The 14,501-nt window shown below is 68.5% G+C and carries 17 protein-coding genes and 1 tRNA gene; 10 read left to right on the top strand and 8 right to left on the bottom strand.

The features are described from left to right. The first annotated feature begins 106 nt into the window (after window positions 1-106). Entirely contained in the window at window positions 107-1,072 is a 966-nt protein-coding gene (locus AB0I81_RS08710; protein WP_360652297.1) for a neutral zinc metallopeptidase, read from the top strand. A gap of 90 nt (window positions 1,073-1,162) precedes the next feature. Continuing rightward, complete coding sequence (locus tag AB0I81_RS08715) at window positions 1,163-1,459, top strand: type II toxin-antitoxin system VapB family antitoxin (protein WP_360652300.1); 297 nt, start codon at window positions 1,163-1,165, stop codon at window positions 1,457-1,459. 197 nt (window positions 1,460-1,656) lie between these two features. Here AB0I81_RS08715 and AB0I81_RS08720 read toward each other — a convergent pair. From AB0I81_RS08720 to AB0I81_RS08735, 4 genes are all read right to left on the bottom strand, one after another. Continuing rightward, a tRNA-Ser gene (locus tag AB0I81_RS08720) sits at window positions 1,657-1,746 on the bottom strand. A gap of 10 nt (window positions 1,747-1,756) precedes the next feature. Continuing rightward, window positions 1,757-2,212, bottom strand: a complete 456-nt coding sequence (gene tadA, locus AB0I81_RS08725) for a tRNA adenosine(34) deaminase TadA (RefSeq protein ID WP_360652303.1) — start codon at window positions 2,210-2,212, stop codon at window positions 1,757-1,759. 33 nt (window positions 2,213-2,245) lie between these two features. Further along, complete coding sequence (locus tag AB0I81_RS08730) at window positions 2,246-2,722, bottom strand: tRNA adenosine deaminase-associated protein (protein WP_360652306.1); 477 nt, start codon at window positions 2,720-2,722, stop codon at window positions 2,246-2,248. 18 nt (window positions 2,723-2,740) lie between these two features. After that, window positions 2,741-3,250, bottom strand: a complete 510-nt coding sequence (locus tag AB0I81_RS08735) for a tRNA adenosine deaminase-associated protein (RefSeq protein ID WP_360652309.1) — start codon at window positions 3,248-3,250, stop codon at window positions 2,741-2,743. Between the two features lie 510 nt (window positions 3,251-3,760). Between AB0I81_RS08735 and upp the strand changes: the two genes are divergently transcribed. The 6 genes from upp (at window position 3,761) to AB0I81_RS08765 (ending at window position 8,490) form a co-directional block, all read left to right on the top strand. Continuing rightward, window positions 3,761-4,399: a uracil phosphoribosyltransferase gene (gene upp / locus AB0I81_RS08740; protein ID WP_360652312.1), complete on the top strand. Its 639-nt coding sequence runs from the start codon at window positions 3,761-3,763 to the stop codon at window positions 4,397-4,399. A 387-nt stretch (window positions 4,400-4,786) separates the two neighbouring features. Then, window positions 4,787-5,011: a hypothetical protein gene (locus tag AB0I81_RS08745; protein WP_360652315.1), complete on the top strand. Its 225-nt coding sequence runs from the start codon at window positions 4,787-4,789 to the stop codon at window positions 5,009-5,011. A gap of 252 nt (window positions 5,012-5,263) precedes the next feature. Beyond that, window positions 5,264-5,797 carry a PH domain-containing protein gene (locus tag AB0I81_RS08750; protein WP_360652319.1) on the top strand — a complete coding sequence of 178 codons (534 nt, stop codon included), beginning with the start codon at window positions 5,264-5,266 and terminating at the stop codon, window positions 5,795-5,797. Window positions 5,798-5,893: 96 nt separating this feature from the next. Beyond that, window positions 5,894-7,237 (top strand): helix-turn-helix transcriptional regulator, encoded by a 1,344-nt coding sequence (locus tag AB0I81_RS08755; RefSeq protein WP_360652322.1) that lies wholly within the window; start codon window positions 5,894-5,896, stop codon window positions 7,235-7,237. A gap of 100 nt (window positions 7,238-7,337) precedes the next feature. Continuing rightward, window positions 7,338-8,012 carry a FadR/GntR family transcriptional regulator gene (locus AB0I81_RS08760; protein WP_360652325.1) on the top strand — a complete coding sequence of 225 codons (675 nt, stop codon included), beginning with the start codon at window positions 7,338-7,340 and terminating at the stop codon, window positions 8,010-8,012. Between the two features lie 13 nt (window positions 8,013-8,025). Beyond that, window positions 8,026-8,490: a MarR family transcriptional regulator gene (locus AB0I81_RS08765; protein WP_360652328.1), complete on the top strand. Its 465-nt coding sequence runs from the start codon at window positions 8,026-8,028 to the stop codon at window positions 8,488-8,490. A gap of 55 nt (window positions 8,491-8,545) precedes the next feature. Here the strand turns inward: AB0I81_RS08765 and dnaN are convergent, their stop codons facing one another. The 3 genes from dnaN to AB0I81_RS08780 all read right to left on the bottom strand — a co-directional run bounded on the left by dnaN (window position 8,546) and on the right by AB0I81_RS08780 (window position 11,790). Then, a complete protein-coding gene (gene dnaN / locus AB0I81_RS08770) occupies window positions 8,546-9,643 on the bottom strand; it encodes a DNA polymerase III subunit beta (protein ID WP_360652331.1) in 1,098 nt (365 codons plus the stop codon). A gap of 78 nt (window positions 9,644-9,721) precedes the next feature. After that, window positions 9,722-10,372: a response regulator transcription factor gene (locus tag AB0I81_RS08775; protein ID WP_360652334.1), complete on the bottom strand. Its 651-nt coding sequence runs from the start codon at window positions 10,370-10,372 to the stop codon at window positions 9,722-9,724. After that, on the bottom strand, window positions 10,369-11,790 hold the full coding sequence (locus AB0I81_RS08780; RefSeq protein ID WP_360652337.1) for a histidine kinase: 1,422 nt from the start codon (window positions 11,788-11,790) through the stop codon (window positions 10,369-10,371). The genes AB0I81_RS08775 and AB0I81_RS08780 overlap by 4 nt, the downstream gene beginning before the upstream one ends. Window positions 11,791-11,899: 109 nt before the next feature. Here AB0I81_RS08780 and AB0I81_RS08785 point away from each other — a divergent pair, with 109 nt between their 5' ends. Both AB0I81_RS08785 and AB0I81_RS08790 read left to right on the top strand, forming a co-directional pair. Continuing rightward, window positions 11,900-12,805 carry an ABC transporter ATP-binding protein gene (locus AB0I81_RS08785; protein ID WP_360652340.1) on the top strand — a complete coding sequence of 302 codons (906 nt, stop codon included), beginning with the start codon at window positions 11,900-11,902 and terminating at the stop codon, window positions 12,803-12,805. After that, entirely contained in the window at window positions 12,802-13,530 is a 729-nt protein-coding gene (locus tag AB0I81_RS08790) for an ABC transporter permease (protein ID WP_360652343.1), read from the top strand. Before AB0I81_RS08785 ends, AB0I81_RS08790 begins: the two co-directional genes overlap by 4 nt. A gap of 8 nt (window positions 13,531-13,538) precedes the next feature. Here AB0I81_RS08790 and AB0I81_RS08795 read toward each other — a convergent pair whose 3' ends face one another. After that, window positions 13,539-14,453 (bottom strand): SMP-30/gluconolactonase/LRE family protein, encoded by a 915-nt coding sequence (locus AB0I81_RS08795; RefSeq protein ID WP_360652346.1) that lies wholly within the window; start codon window positions 14,451-14,453, stop codon window positions 13,539-13,541. Window positions 14,454-14,501 lie beyond the last annotated feature (48 nt).

The following is a 14,501-nucleotide window of genomic DNA, read 5'->3' on the forward strand; positions in this document are numbered from 1 at the left end:
AGCCGTCATAGGCGGAGATTAGCGGACTAATCCCCAAATATCACTCCGCTTTCCGTCGCTGTGCGTATTCACTCCGCTACGGGGGAGAACTGCTTCGGGAGGAGCGATGCAGTTCGACGAGGACAAGCCACTGGATCCGTCGCAGGTGGAGGACGTACGCGCCTCGGGCCCGCGGCCGGGCCGGGGCGGCGGTGGCGGGTTCGGCGGGCTGCCGGGCGGGGGCTGCATGTTGCCCATCGGTGGCCGCGGCGGCGGCTGCCTGCTGCTGGTCCTGGCGGTGGCGGGGATGTTCCTGTTCGGGGTCGTCCCTTCACCCTTCTCCGGCGACGAGGGCGGGCAGCAGGGCGGTGGACAACAACCGCAGGCCCCTCCCTCGCCGGACACGAGCGGCAACCTGGCCGAACGCTGCAAGACCGGCGCCGACGCCGACCAGTCCGAGGACTGCCGCATCGTCGGTACGGTCAACAGCATCCAGTCCTACTGGCGGCAGGCGTTCCAGGAGCGCGGGCGCAAGGCGTACACACCGGCCAAGACCGTGCTGTTCTCCCAGGCGGTCAACACCGGGTGCGGCGCGGCCGACTCCGCCGTGGGACCGTTCTACTGCCCGCCCGACCGCAAGGTCTACCTGGACCTGACGTTCTTCGACACGCTCCAGCGCGATTTCGGGGCCGATGGCGGGCCGTTCGCACAGGCTTATGTGGTCGCCCACGAGTACGGCCACCACGTGCAGAACCTCCTCGGCACCATGAACAGGGTCGGCCGCGGCAACCGTCCGGGCGCCGACAGCCCGTCCGTACGCCTCGAACTCCAGGCCGACTGCTACGCCGGGGTCTGGGCGCACAACGCGGTCAAGACCGGCTTCTACGACCAGCCGTTCTCGCAGACCGACATCGACCAGGCGCTCAGCGCGGCCGCGGCGGTCGGGGACGACAGCATCCAGCGACGCACGCAGGGCCGCGTCACGCCCGACGCCTTCACGCACGGCACCTCGCGGCAGCGGGAGAAGTGGTTCAGCACCGGGTACGACAGCGGCGATCCCGAGCGGTGCGACACGTTCTCCGGCGGGATATAGCAAGCGCGGTTTCCGGGGGAGGGTTTGGAAACCGGCCGGTTGACTTGATCCATAGCGCGAGGAATCGGATTCTCTCCTAAAATCGGTGGGGTGATCTTCAAGCTAGTCGGCGACGGACGCCCTTATCCCGACCACAATCTGACGAGCCGAGAGTGGGCGCAGATTCCTCCAAGGCAGGTCCGGCTCGACTCGTTGATCACCACGAAGGCCATGCTGGACCTGCACTCGCTGCTCGCCGCCGACTCCACCTTCTACGGGGATCTTTTCCCGCACGTGGTGCAGTGGGAGGGCGAGCTCTATCTGGAGGACGGGCTGCACCGCGCGCTGCGCGCGGCACTACACCAACGATCGATCCTGCACGCCAGGGTCCTGGAACTGCCCAACTGAGAAAGGAAAAAGGGAGTCGCGAATCGCGGCTCCCTTTTCTCGTGCCAGGTTGTCGCGGCCGGAGCTTTCCAACATCGTTTCCCGGAATGCTCCGACGACGACGGTTACGGTTATCAAACGCGCAGGCTTCTCCGCGGCTCGGGCTGGTGCGTGAACGACTGAAGGGGCCTCCGAACCGGTCGGAGGCCCCCTCAGGGTGGCGGTGGTGGTGGGATTTGAACCCACGGATGAGTTGCCCCATCACACGCTTTCGAGGCGTGCGCCCTCGGCCACTAGGCGACACCACCGCGGACGAGCTTACCGGATTCTGCGAGTGGCGAAGAACCGCTTTAGTACGGCACCGCACTCCGCGCCCAGCACACCCATGATGACCTCGGGTCGATGGTTGAGGCGGCGGTCGCGTACGACGTCCCAGAGCGAGCCCACGGCCCCGCCCTTCTCGTCCGTGGCGCCGTACACGATGCGATCCACCCTGGCCAGCACGGCGGCTCCCGCGCACATCGTGCAGGGCTCCAGCGTCACCACGAGCGTGCAGCCGCTCAGGCGCCACTCCCCGCAGGCGGCGGCCGCCTCGCGCAGTGCGAGGATCTCGGCGTGGGCGGTGGGGTCGGCGGCGGACTCGCGGTCGTTGCCGGCCGCGGACAACACCTCGCCCTCCGGGCCGAGCACCACTGCCCCCACGGGGATCTCGCCCCTGTCGCCGGCCGCGACGGCCTCCTCCAGAGCCACCCGCATGGCCCCTTCGTGAGTCACCGCCGGGCCACCGTTTCGTAAGTCACAGCCGGGTCAGCGCAGCCGGTCGAGTTCGTCGGCGAACGACAGGCGCTCGGCGATCACCGAGAGGATGTCGGCGGGCAGCATGCCCTCCTCCATGCTCAGCTCGATCAGCTCGTCCGAGCTCACGCCCAGGTCGTTGAGCAGCTCGAAATCGCCGGCCGGGCGCACGCCGAGACCGTTGTTCTCCTTGTCGGGCGCCACGCCGGCGAACTCGGCGAACAACTCGCCCAGATTGTCGGAAGCAACCGCGTGCACATCGGAGAGGAACACGCGCGGCTCGTCCTCGCCCCGGTATCGGGCGATGGCGAACCATTCGTCCTCGACCTCGACGCACAGCAGGGCCAGCTCATCACCGGACAGGCCCAGTGTCTCCATGACCGTGTCACCAAGGTCGTCGACGATCTCGGCGTGTCCGAGATCGACTTCGGCGCCGCTCCAGCCGTCGGAAGTCCTGACAAAGGCCGCAGAAAAGGTGTTGGACGCCATGTCCGCGCTCCAGGGGGGTCAGCCGAAGACCGATTCGATGGCACGCTCGAACGGCTCGGAGAAGCCGAGTCGTGCGGCGACGCTGGACAGTACGTCTTCGGGCAGCAGATCTATGTCGCCGGAGAGGATGCCCAGCTCCATCTCGTCCAACCCGAGATCAGCGAAGATCGACAGATCTCCGGCGGGGAGCACGGTCTCCTCGTCCTGGAGGATCTCGTCGAGCTCCTCCTCGTCCGGCACGGGCACGTCGAGATATTGCAGGACCTGACGCGCCAGCGGAAAGTCCCACGAGGCGGCGATGTCCGACAGGAAGACGTCGACCCGGTCCGCCAGGACCCGCAGCGCCACGAAGAACTCATCGCCGACGGCGACCAGCCCGATCGTGCCGCTCTCGCTCGGCTGCTGCTTCAGGGCATGGATGAGCCCGTGCAGGTCCTTCGTCAGGGTCACCGGCAGTAGCTCGGCGTCCCAGCGGTCGTCCTCGCGATACACCACGATGGCGAAGTCAAGAGCGTCCTCGTCTGTCATCGCCATCCCCACCCGACTTCTGACACGACAGATATCACCAGCACCCAATCGTTCCAGAAGCGACCACTAGCTGTGTGCCCCTCCGACCAAATTGTGATCAAAACCAAAGATCTGAGGGGCGGGGGTCGGCTGTCACGTTCCATGATCGCGAGTGATCGCTGGGGTCCGTCCCGATATCCAGCCCCATGTCCGCCCCGGAGCCCACGTCCGTCCAGGCGGGCGCGCGTCTGTCTTGGAGTCCCAGCCCGTACGGGAGTCCGTCCCGCAGTCCAGCCTGTACGGAAGTCCGTCCCGCAGTCCAGCCTGTACGGAAGTCCGTCCCGAAGCCGGTGTCCGTGCGGGAGTCGGTGTCCGTGCGGAAGGCCGTCCCGGGGTCCGTGTCCGTACGGGAGTTCGTTCTGAGGTTCGCCAAGGGTGAACGTCCCAGGTGAGGGGTGTTCAGCGGTATGTGCGGGCAGTCCCGGATCGGGAGTCCTCAGCAGCATGTGTCAGGAGATAGCGTGGTGTCCCATGGAGACCCTCGTCGTCGATCATCCGCTCGTGGCGCACAAGCTCACCACGCTGCGCGATGTCCGCACCGACTCGCCGACCTTCCGCCGGCTCGCCGACGAGCTGGTGACGCTGCTCGCGTACGAGGCCACCCGCGACGTGCGCGTCACCGGGGTCACCGTGGAGACGCCGGTGTCCACGGCCACCGGTGTCCGGCTCGCCAAGCCGTACCCGCTGGTCGTGCCCATTCTGCGGGCCGGGCTGGGCATGCTCGACGGCATGACCAGGCTGCTGCCCACGGCCGAGGTCGGATTCCTCGGCATGATCCGCAACGAGTCGACGCTGCAGGCGGAGACCTACGCCACGCGGCTGCCCGACGACCTGTCGGGGCGGCAGTGTTATGTGGTGGACCCGATGCTGGCCACCGGCGGCACGCTGGCCGCGGCCGTGCAGTTCCTGTTCGACAGGGGCGCGGTGGACGTCACGGCCCTGTGCCTGCTGGCCGCGCCCGAGGGCCTGGCCCACATGGACAAGGTGTTCGCCAACTCCGGCAAGCCGATCCGCGTGGTCACGGCTGCGCTGGACGAGCGGCTCAACGAGCACGGCTACATCGTGCCGGGCCTCGGCGACGCAGGCGACCGCCTCTACGGCGTCGTCTGACCGCGCCATCTCAAGTCGTCCGCACCGCGCCATCTCAAGTCGTCCGAACCGCGCCGTCTCAGTCGTCCGAACCGCGCCGTCTCAGTCGTCTGAACACGTCTTCTGAAAGCGCGTGGACGCCTCATCCGGCTTAACGGTGCCGCATGTGCGCCCCGTCTCGCCCTGCGGCGCCATCCGAGCGCCTCGTGGAAGCCCGCGCCCACGAGCGCCGCCTCAGTGGCCCCTCTCTCTGTGGCGCGCCAGAGTGCTCCGTCCGAAATTCGTTTCCCGGTGCCAGTCTGAAAAGCCCATTTCTCGTCACACCCAGTCACTGCTTAGTTACATACTGTGGTTGAGTGGGTACGAAGAGATAGGAAGGCAACTTCCGCATGCGCGTGGGGGAGCACGATGAGCGATCACACCGAGGCGGACCCGGCTCCGTACGCGGACGTCGAGACGGTGCTGTGCGACGAGTTCGCCGGCGTCCACTCCGCGACCACCGTAACGCGCTGCGTCGAAGCGGCGCACTACGGCGCGCTGGAGGTCACCGGCTACGCCCATCCGAGCCTGGTCGAACGCATCGCGCGCAAGCATCTTCACGTGCTGGCCCTGGTGGCCAGCGAGCGTGGGTAAGCAAGATCCGAACTATCCTGCCAAGTTACCTTTACCCCGGCAGCCAGGTGGGTAATGTATACGGCGGGTGGAGTGGGTAAGTGGCACGGAGGCGACGGTGCAGGTCAAAAAGGTCCTCACATACGGTGGTATCGCATTTGTTGCGTACTACCTGTTCGCGCGACCAGCTGACGCCGCGGACGCGGTGAGAGGGGCGTTCGACACAGTGTTCAACGCGGCCGACTCGCTGGCTCAGTTTGTGAACAACCTCTCATGAGACTTGTGACCCACGGGGACTCCGCTCCATCGTCGGTCAACCGCTACCTCCTCCCCCACGAGCAACAGGTCATCATGGTGCGGCGGCATCCCGCCATTCTGCTGCGCCCGGTCGCCGAGGTTCTCGGCGGCTTGATCATCGCCGGACTTCTCAGCAGGTTCTTCGGCGGCGGTGAGGCGGGCGGCACGGCGCTGGTAGTCGTGTGGTGGTTGTGGCTCCTGCTTCTGATCCGTTTTGTATGGAAAGTCGCGGAGTGGTCGGTCGATTACTTTGTGGTGACTTCAAAGCGGATGTTGCTGACCACGGGTCTCATCACCCGCAAGGTCGCGATGATGCCATTGGGCAAGGTCACCGACATGAGTTTCCAAAGATCTCTGCTTGGGCGCATGCTCGGTTACGGTGAGTTCATCCTCGAGTCAGCCGGTCAGGATCAGGCTCTGTCAACAGTCGAGTACATTCCGTATCCGGAAACCCTGTACCTCGAGGTCTGTCAGATGCTTTTCCCCGGCAAGGACGACAGCGACGATTAATCTCGGCGTGGTTAATATTTCACGCGGGGATACCAGATTCGGCTACTTCATGCAATCATTGCGTGTTGTTGACCCTTCCCCGCCTTGAGAGATGAGATGCCGAGTCAGGGAACCATCGGTGACCGCGTCCGAGGACTGCGGCTGAACAGGCGGATGTCCCAGGCCCAACTGGCCGGACCCGACCTGTCTGACAGTTATGTCTCGCTCATTGAGTCGGGTAAGCGCACGCCGACTCCTGTGGTGGCGCGGCTTCTGGCCGAACGCCTGGGATGCACGACCGAGTTCCTCCTTCACGGGATCGAGCCTCGGCAGCGCATCGACACCGAGCTAGGGCTGCGTCACGCCGAGCTCGAACTGCAGCACGGTGACCCGTCCATCGCGGCCGACCGCTTCACGGAGATCGTGAAGGCGGCCGACGAGGAGAACGCCATGCTGACCGCGCAGGCGCGGTTCGGCAGGGCACGCGCGCTTGAGGCCCAGGGCAGGCTGGGTCAGGCGGTGGAGGCGTTCGAACGCCTGCGCAGGGAGGCCGCGGCTCACCCCGAGCGGCTGGCCGACCTTCCGCTCACCATCGCGCTGAGCCGCTGCTACCAGCGGGCGGGCGACCGGCTGCGGGCCCGTGACCTGGCCGCCTCCGCGCTGGGGCAGGCGCAGCGGCTGTCCATCACGCAGGGCGAGCTCGCCACCGATCTGGCCGCCGCGCTGATCGAGGCGCGTGGCGAGCGGGAGAGCGATTCCCCCGGGCTGGCTTACGTCAGGCGTGTGCTGGACACGAATGGCGTGCCTGAAGTTGTGGACCGTTCCGGAGAGATCCAGGCCCTGTGGCACGCGAGTGCGGCGGCCGCCGCGGGCGAGGACTCGGCGCTGGCCGTGCGCCTGGCCGACGACGCGATCATGGCGGGCCGCCCGGCCCGGCTCGCGTTGCAGCTTGCCAGGACCGCCATGCACTGGTCCAGGATGAGCACGGCCCCGCTCGAAGAGGCCGAGCGGCTCGTCTCCGGCGCGGTCAAGGCGTTCTCGGCGTTCTCCGGCACGCTGCGGGAGCACGGCGAGAGCCTGATCGTGCACGCGCGGGTCAAGCTGCGCGCCGGCGACCGCGCAGGCGCGGGTGAGCTGGCCGTGACGGCGCTGGGGCTCTCGCACGACCGTTCCGGCACGACCGCGGCCGAGGGGCACCTCGTGCTGGCCACGGTCGCGCTCGACCGGGCGGACGACGCCTCCGCGCACCTGCGCAACGCGCACGAACTGCTGGACACGCTCGACCGTCCGGTGTTCGGCACCGACCGCCAGGCCGCCCGCTGCTGGCGTGAGTTGGGCGACCTGTACGGAAGGGTCGGGTCCAAAGCACAACAGACCGCCGCATATCGTAAGGCCCTCGAAGCTGCCGGAGTTCGCTCCGCCATGGCGGGGGTGACGATTGACGCCACAGTTACTCGCTGAACCTCCGGGAGCTCCAGATTTGGCCTTTTGAGTCTGGAATAATTAGGGTCTACCAGTCATTGACTCATGGGATGACTGGTTTCCCCGGAGGAGGCGGACTGTGAGTCTGCGTACGGCGCAGCGGGCTTCGCTCGTCGACCAGGTGATCGATCAGCTCAAGGAGCAGATCACATCAGGGTCGTGGCCGATGAACGGCAAGATCCCGACCGAGACCGTGCTCGCCGAGCAACTCGGGGTGGGTCGCAACACCGTTCGAGAGGCCGTACGCGCGCTCACGCACGCCGGGCTGCTGGAGTGCCGTCAGGGGGACGGCACTTACGTCCGGGCCACCAGCGAGCTGTCCGGCGCGATGTTGCGACGGCTGCGCCAGGCCGAGCAGCTCGAAATCCTTGAAGTACGCCGTGCGCTGGAGGTCGAGTCGGCCCGCCTGGCCGCCACCCGGCGTACCGACGAGGACATCAGGCACATCGAGGCGGCGCTGGCCGAGCGGGAGCGGGCCTGGGAGCTGGACGACCCCGACTTCTTCGTCGAGGCCGACCTGGCCTTCCACATGGCGGTCGCGCACGCCACGCACAACCTGGTGCTCATCGACCTGTACGAGGACTTCTCCGCGGCACTGCGGGCCAGCATCACCGCCGCGGGAACCTCGCTCAACAAGAGCTACATCCCGCACGACGCGATCGCCCGGGCCATCGCGGCCGGCGACGCGGCGGCGGCCGAGCGGGCGGGACACGCCTGCATGGAGCACATCCTCATCGCGCTCACCGACTCCTGAGCCCCGGGCAAGCGTGCGCAGCAGCGGCCGCGAGCGGGAGGATCCGGATCTCGGCGTCCTGTCCGGCAGGACGTTGTTCAGCCTCCAGCGGGAGCTGTTCACCAGGCTCGCCGAGCAGGGGCATCCCGCCCTGCGTCCGCGGCACGGCGCGGTGCTGGCCTACCTGGACGAAAACGGCAGCAGGGCCACCGACCTGGCCACGCGGTCGGGGCGGCACAAGCAGGTCATCGGCACGCTGATCGATGAGCTGGTCGAGCTCGGGTACGTGCGGCGGCAGCCCGATCCGGCCGACCGCCGGGCCAAGCTGATCGTGCCCACCGAGAAGGGGCGCGATCAGATGGCCAAGTCGGACGCCATACTCGCCGACCTGGAGGCGGGGCACGCGCAGGTCGTGGGCGAGCAGGCGTACGCGGAGTTCAAGAGGGTCTTCCGGCTGGTCGCCGAGCACCAGGTGGCGCGCGGCGACAACACCAGATAAAGCGCACGCCGCCGCCAGTCCGGCGCGGCGACAACCCCAGGTGAACGCCCAGGCGTCAGGTCTGGCGCAGCGACATCACCAGGTAGCGGAACACCGGATTGGCGTCGCCCGGCACGTCCTGGATGAGGGCGGGCCTGGTGGGCGACTCCATGTTGATGCGGGCCGTCTCGCTCTCGATGCCCGTCAGCCCGTCGAGCAGGAACTGCGACTGGAAGGCGATCTGGATGTCCTCGCCGCGCAACTCGCACGGGACCACCTCGGTGCCCCGCCCGATGTCGCCCCCGCCGGCCTGGATCAGCACCTGCCCCTGGCTGAAGGAGAGCCGGATCGCGGTGTTGCGCTCGGCCACCAGGGCCACCCGCTTGATGGCGTTCACGAACGGCGCCACCCCCACGTCGGCCCTGATCGACCAGTCCGAGGTCAGCCGGGCCCGGTAGTCGATGAACTGCTCGTCGAGCAGCCGCACGGTCGTGCTGCGCCCCACGCTCTCGAACCCGGCCACCCCGTCGCCCATCGCGACCGAGACCTCGCCCCCACGCAGCGACTTGGCCACCTCGACCAGCACCCGCGCCGGAACCATCGCGGAGACGGCGACGTCGGGGCTGACCGGGCGCCAGGTGAAGTCGCGGGCGGCGATGCGGTAGCGGTCGGTCGCCGCCATGGCCACCGCCTCGCCCTCGATGTCGACCCTGATGCCGGTGAGCATCGGCAGCGTCTCGTCGCGGCTGGCGGCCGGCGCCGCCTGGGCGACGGCCGAGGCGAACACGCCACCGCCGACGGCGCCGATGATCGGTGGCATCGCGGGCATGGTCGGGAAGTCCTCGACCGGCATTGTGATCAGCCCGAACTCGGCGCTCCCGCAGGTCAGCACCGCTTCCTGTCCCTCGGTGACGATCTCGACGTCATCGGCGGGCAGGCTCCTGCTGATCTCGGCCAGCACCCGGCCGGGAATCAGCACCCGGCCCTCCTCCGCCACCTCGGCGTCGATCGCGGCCCGCGCGGAGACGTCGTAGTCGAACGCGGACAGCGTGACCTCTTCACCCGCCTCCAGCAGCAGCCCGGACAAGACGGGCACCACGGGGCGGCTGGGCAGGATTCGGGCAGCCCATGCCACCGCGTCTGCCAGAACATCGCGGTTAACCCGGATTTTCACCTGATACCACCTCTTCGTCGCACCGTGCCTCTATGAAAAATAGCCGGTGCCACCGACAACTCACCCCCGTTCGCGAGGTCAGCGGTTGTTGAGGTAGGCGAGCACGGCCAGGACGCGGCGATTGTCGTCGTCGGAAGGGGCCAAGCCGAGTTTGCTGAAGATGGAGGCCGTGTGCTTGGCCACCGCGCTCTCGCTCAGGAAGAGGCGCTGTGAGATCGCGTTGTTGGAACGGCCCTCCGCCATGGCCTCCAGCACCTCCCGCTCGCGCGGCGTCAGCCGGGCCAGCGGCTCGTCGCGGGCGTTCTTGGCCAGCAGCTTGGCGATGACCTCCGGGTCCATGGCGGTGCCGCCGGCGGCCACCCTGCGTACGGCGTCCACGAACTGCTCGGCGTTGAGCACCCGGTCCTTGAGCAGGTAGCCGATCCCGCCCGAGCCGTCGGCCAGCAGTTCGCGGGCGTAGAGCTGCTCGACGTGCTGGGACAGGACGAGGATGGGCAGCCCGGACAGCTTCTTCCTGGCCGCGAGCGCGGCCTGAAGGCCCTCGTCGGTGAAGGTGGGCGGCAGCCGCACGTCCACGATCGAGACGTCGGGACGCAGCTCCAGCAGCCCCTTGAGCAGCTCGGGGCCGCTCTCCACGGCCGCGACCACCGTGAAGCCGTGCGCCTGGAGCAGGTGGACCAGGCCGTCTCTGAGCAGGTAGAGGTCTTCGGCGATCAGTACGCGGCTCATGGGCACCAGTATCTCGTCGGGGCGACCTTGTCCACGAAGGGCCCCGGGTCATGGTTGGCCCGGATCTGGTGGGCCATGACGTACATGGCGACCCCCAGTGCGATCATGGCCCCGATCACCGGCCACTGCCAGGCCTGCGGCAGGTGCAGGGCCAGGAACCAGGCCCTCTCCTCCACCCCGAAGACCTTGAAGATCGCGGGCACGACTCCCTGCGGGAACGTGGGGCACCAGGCCGTGGCCCACAGGAGCGCGATCGTGATCGTCTTCCAGCGGGGCAGCTTGCCCGCCGGGTCGTGGGGCAGCGCGCTGGGCAGGTCCATGGTGATGGTCGTCGGGCCGCCCGGCGGGCTGTGCACCACGAGCACCCCGTCGAAGGCGGCCAGCCGCCGCTCGATGCCCGTCAGGCCGCTGCCCTTGGCCGGGTCGGCGCCGCCGAGGCCGTCGTCGGTGACCGTGATGCGCAGGTTGGGGCCGTGGTGGCTGATGTCCACCGTCGCGGTGCCCGCGTCGCTGTGCCGGGCGGCGTTGGACAGCAGTTCGCTGACCGCGAAGTACACCGCCGCCTCCACCGGCGACTCGGCCCGCTCCCGCAGGTCCACGGTGACCGTGACCTGCAGCGGGCTGTCCATGGCCAGCGCTCGTACGGCGTCGGTGAGCCCGCGCTCGGCCAGCACGGGCGGATGGATGCCCCGGATGACCCTGCGCAGCTCCGTGAGCGTCTCGGCGGAGGCGTCCCTGGCCTTGGTCAGCAGCGCCCTGGCCGCCTTGGGGTCGGTCTCGACGAGCTGATCGACCGCGCCGAGCGTCATGCCGATCGCCACGAGCCTGGCCTGCGTGCCGTCGTGCAGGTCGCGCTCGATCCTGCGCATCTCGGCCGCCTGGGAGTCTGCGGCCAGGTTGCGGGTCCGCCGCAGGTGGCTGACCTGGCCGGCCAGGCGGCTGGCGGCGGTCGAGCCGAGCAGCAGGTCGCTCCAGTGGGCGTACACGCGCAGGGTCCGCCCGGGCACCACGACGAACCCCGGCAGCAGCGCCACCTTCACCGCCGGGTCGAGCAGCAGCCAGAGGTCGTCACGCCAGGTCGCGGGGTCCCCGACCATCCACCTCCACCGGTTGTTCCAGGCCGGTACGCGGGGCGTCTTGTACAGCGTGCGCTCCGAGCGGTACATCCCGTTGGCCTCCGGCACCGGAGGCGGGGGCGCGGGCAGGTACGGCCGCTCGACCTCGATCCCCGTCCACTCCCCCATCAGCCGCCGGTTCAGCTCGGCGAGCCTCCTGACCATCCGCACCTTCGGCGGGAACAGGAAGATCAGGCCCAGCACGAAGGACAGGGCGAGCATGGCCGCCGACGCGACGATCACGGGGATCTGCGCGAGGAGCAGCGCCAGCAGCAGCGCGACCTGTCCATACCTTTGCAGCATGTCCCCAGTTTGCGCCACGGGGACGGCGCCGGTCACTGCACCTAAGTACACCCTTGCCCGGCATCCAGCCCGATTTCGCGACAGATCAGGAATCTTTAGCGTCGTTGGCATGAAAATGATCGAGGTCAGGAATCTGCGCAAGCAGTACCCGAACCACCTGGCGGTCGAGGACGTCTCGTTCGAGGTGGCCGAGGGGGAGATCTTCGGCATCCTCGGCCCGAACGGCGCCGGCAAGACCACCACCGTGGAGTGCGTGGCCGGGCTGCGCAAGCACGACGGCGGCACCGTACGGGTGGCCGGGCTGGATCCGCGGGCACAGCGGGATGAGCTGCGCGAGGTGCTCGGCATGCAGCTGCAGAGCGCGGAGCTGCCGGAGAAGATCAAGGTCTGGGAGGCCATGGACCTGTACGCCTCCTTCTACCCCGACCCCGCGAACTGGCAGGAGCTGCTGGAGCGCGTCGGCCTGGCCGGCAAGCACGACACCCTGTTCAAGAACTTGTCCGGCGGCCAGCGCCAGCGGCTGTCCGTGGCGCTGGCCCTGGTGGGCCGGCCGCGCGTGGCGGTGCTGGACGAGCTGACCACCGGCCTGGACCCGCAGGCCCGCAGGGACACCTGGGCGCTGGTCGAGCAGGTACGCGACTCCGGCGTGACGATCGTGCTGGTCACCCACTTCATGGAGGAGGCCGAGCGGCTCTGCGACCGGCTCGCGCTCATCGACGCGGGCAAGGTGGTCGCCACCGACACGCCCGCCGGGCTGATCGCCCAGGTGGGCGGGGACCAGCGGCTGCGGTTCCGGCCGACCGCGCCCGTGGCCGACGACGTGCTGCTGGCCCTGCCCGAAGTGCGGGAGGTCAGCAGGAACGGCGACCAGATCGTGGTGACCGGCACGGGCAACCTGGCCCCCGCCGTCACCCTCGCCCTGGCCGATCGCCAGATCGTGCCCACTGACCTGCGCATCGAGCAGGCCACCCTCGACGACGCGTTCCTCGCGCTCACCGGAAGGAAGTTGTCATGAAGTTGCTGCTGTTGGAGACCAAGCTGCACCTGCGTGACTGGCCCAGCATGTTGTTCACCATCGGGCTGCCGGTGGGGCTGCTGGTCGTGCTGGGGTTCAGCATTCCCGGGTTCACCGAGCAGCAGGAATCCGGTGAGCGGATCGTGGACACGCACATGCCGAGCAGCATGGCGCTGCTCGCGCTGCTGACGCTGTCGTGCAGCGTGTTGCCCGCGGTGATGGCCACGTACCGGCAGCAAGGGGTGTTGCGGCGGATGTCGACCACTCCCGTGCATCCCTCGCGGCTGCTGGGCGTGCAACTCCTGATCAACCTGGCGGTCGGGGCCGTGTCCACGGCGCTGCTGATCGTGGTCGCCTGGCTGGCGTTCGGCAGCGCGCCGCCGCGGCAGTGGGCGGGGTTCGTCCTGGTCTTCCTGCTCGGCAGCGCCGCGCTGATGGCGCTCGGGCTGGTGATCGCCGCCCTGGCGCCGAACGCCAAGTCCGCGCCCGGGATCGGGTCCGCGGTGATGTTCCCGCTGATGTTCCTGGGTGGGATCTGGGTGCCGCGCGAGATCATGCCGGACGCGCTGCGGACGGTCAGCGACTATTCCGTGGCGGGGCCGTTCGCCCAGGCGCTCAAGGACACATGGGCGGGGCACCCGCCGCAGCTCATGCACCTGGTGGTGGTGGCCGCCGGGCTGGTCATCTTCGGTGGGCTGGCCGTGCGGCTGTTCCGCTGGGAATGAGGGGCGGACTACCGCGCGGCCCAGACCGGGGGCGCGCCGGTGACGTTGGTCAGCAGGGAGTAGAGGGACGTCGTGGCGGTGATGAACATGCGGTTGCGCTTGAGCCCGCCGAACACCAGGTTCGCCGTGGACTCGGGCAGTTTGAGCCGGCCGATGAGGGTGCCGTCGGGGTCGTAGCAGAGCACTCCCTTGCCGGCCGCCGTCCAGATCCGGCCGGTGTCATCGAGCCGCAGGCCGTCGTAGTGGTCCTGGTCACGGCCCTCGGCGAAGGTCTTGCCGCCGCCCAGCGTGCCGTCGTCGCCCACCTCGAAGACCCGCAGCAGGCCGGCCTGCGTGTCGGCGACGTAGAGCAGCCGCTCGTCCAGCGAGAAGGCCAGGCCGTTGGGCCGGACGAAGTCGTCGGCCACGATCCGCACCTCGCCCGTCACCGGGTCGGCCCGGTAGACGTGACAACCGTCGATCTCCTGCTCGGCGGCGTAGCCCTCGTAGTCGCTGAGCAGCCCGTACGGCGGATCGGTGAACCAGATGGAGCCGTCGGAGCGTACGACCACGTCGTTGGGACTGTTGAACCGCTTGCCCTGCCACCGGTCGGCGATCACCGTGATCGAGCCGTCGTGCTCGGTCCTGGTCACCCGGCGGTTGCCGTGCTCGCAGGAGATCAGCCGGCCCTCGCGGTCGAGCGTGTTGCCGTTGGTGTAGCCGGACGGCTGCCGGAACGGGCCCACCGCGCCGGTCATCTCGTCCCAGCGCAACATCCGCTCGTTGGGGATGTCGCTCCAGACCAGGAACCTGCCGGCCGGGAAGTACACGGGGCCCTCCGCCCAGCGCGTACCGGTGTGCAGGATCTCGACCCGTTTGTCTCCGCCGATCCCGGCGAACCGCTCGTCCAGCACCTCGAACTCAGTGGGGATCGTGTCCGTCATACCGACCACCATAGAACGATCAGGCCCCTCCGTACGGATCCTCAAGTA

The sequence above is a fragment of the Nonomuraea sp. NPDC050404 genome (assembly GCF_040655495.1).
Lineage (GTDB): Bacteria > Actinomycetota > Actinomycetes > Streptosporangiales > Streptosporangiaceae > Nonomuraea.

Coding starts and splice junctions, on each gene's coding strand:
- AB0I81_RS08710 (WP_360652297.1), top strand. CDS start 107: ATGCAGTTCGACGAGGACAAGCCACTGGATCCGTCGCAGGTGGAGGAC.
- AB0I81_RS08730 (WP_360652306.1), bottom strand. CDS start 2,722: ATGGCGTCCAACACCTTTTCTGCGGCCTTTGTCAGGACTTCCGACGGC.
- AB0I81_RS08735 (WP_360652309.1), bottom strand. CDS start 3,250: ATGACAGACGAGGACGCTCTTGACTTCGCCATCGTGGTGTATCGCGAG.
- upp (WP_360652312.1), top strand. CDS start 3,761: ATGGAGACCCTCGTCGTCGATCATCCGCTCGTGGCGCACAAGCTCACC.
- AB0I81_RS08745 (WP_360652315.1), top strand. CDS start 4,787: ATGAGCGATCACACCGAGGCGGACCCGGCTCCGTACGCGGACGTCGAG.
- AB0I81_RS08750 (WP_360652319.1), top strand. CDS start 5,264: ATGAGACTTGTGACCCACGGGGACTCCGCTCCATCGTCGGTCAACCGC.
- AB0I81_RS08755 (WP_360652322.1), top strand. CDS start 5,894: ATGCCGAGTCAGGGAACCATCGGTGACCGCGTCCGAGGACTGCGGCTG.
- AB0I81_RS08775 (WP_360652334.1), bottom strand. CDS start 10,372: ATGAGCCGCGTACTGATCGCCGAAGACCTCTACCTGCTCAGAGACGGC.
- AB0I81_RS08780 (WP_360652337.1), bottom strand. CDS start 11,790: ATGCTGCAAAGGTATGGACAGGTCGCGCTGCTGCTGGCGCTGCTCCTC.
- AB0I81_RS08785 (WP_360652340.1), top strand. CDS start 11,900: ATGAAAATGATCGAGGTCAGGAATCTGCGCAAGCAGTACCCGAACCAC.
- AB0I81_RS08790 (WP_360652343.1), top strand. CDS start 12,802: ATGAAGTTGCTGCTGTTGGAGACCAAGCTGCACCTGCGTGACTGGCCC.
- AB0I81_RS08795 (WP_360652346.1), bottom strand. CDS start 14,453: ATGACGGACACGATCCCCACTGAGTTCGAGGTGCTGGACGAGCGGTTC.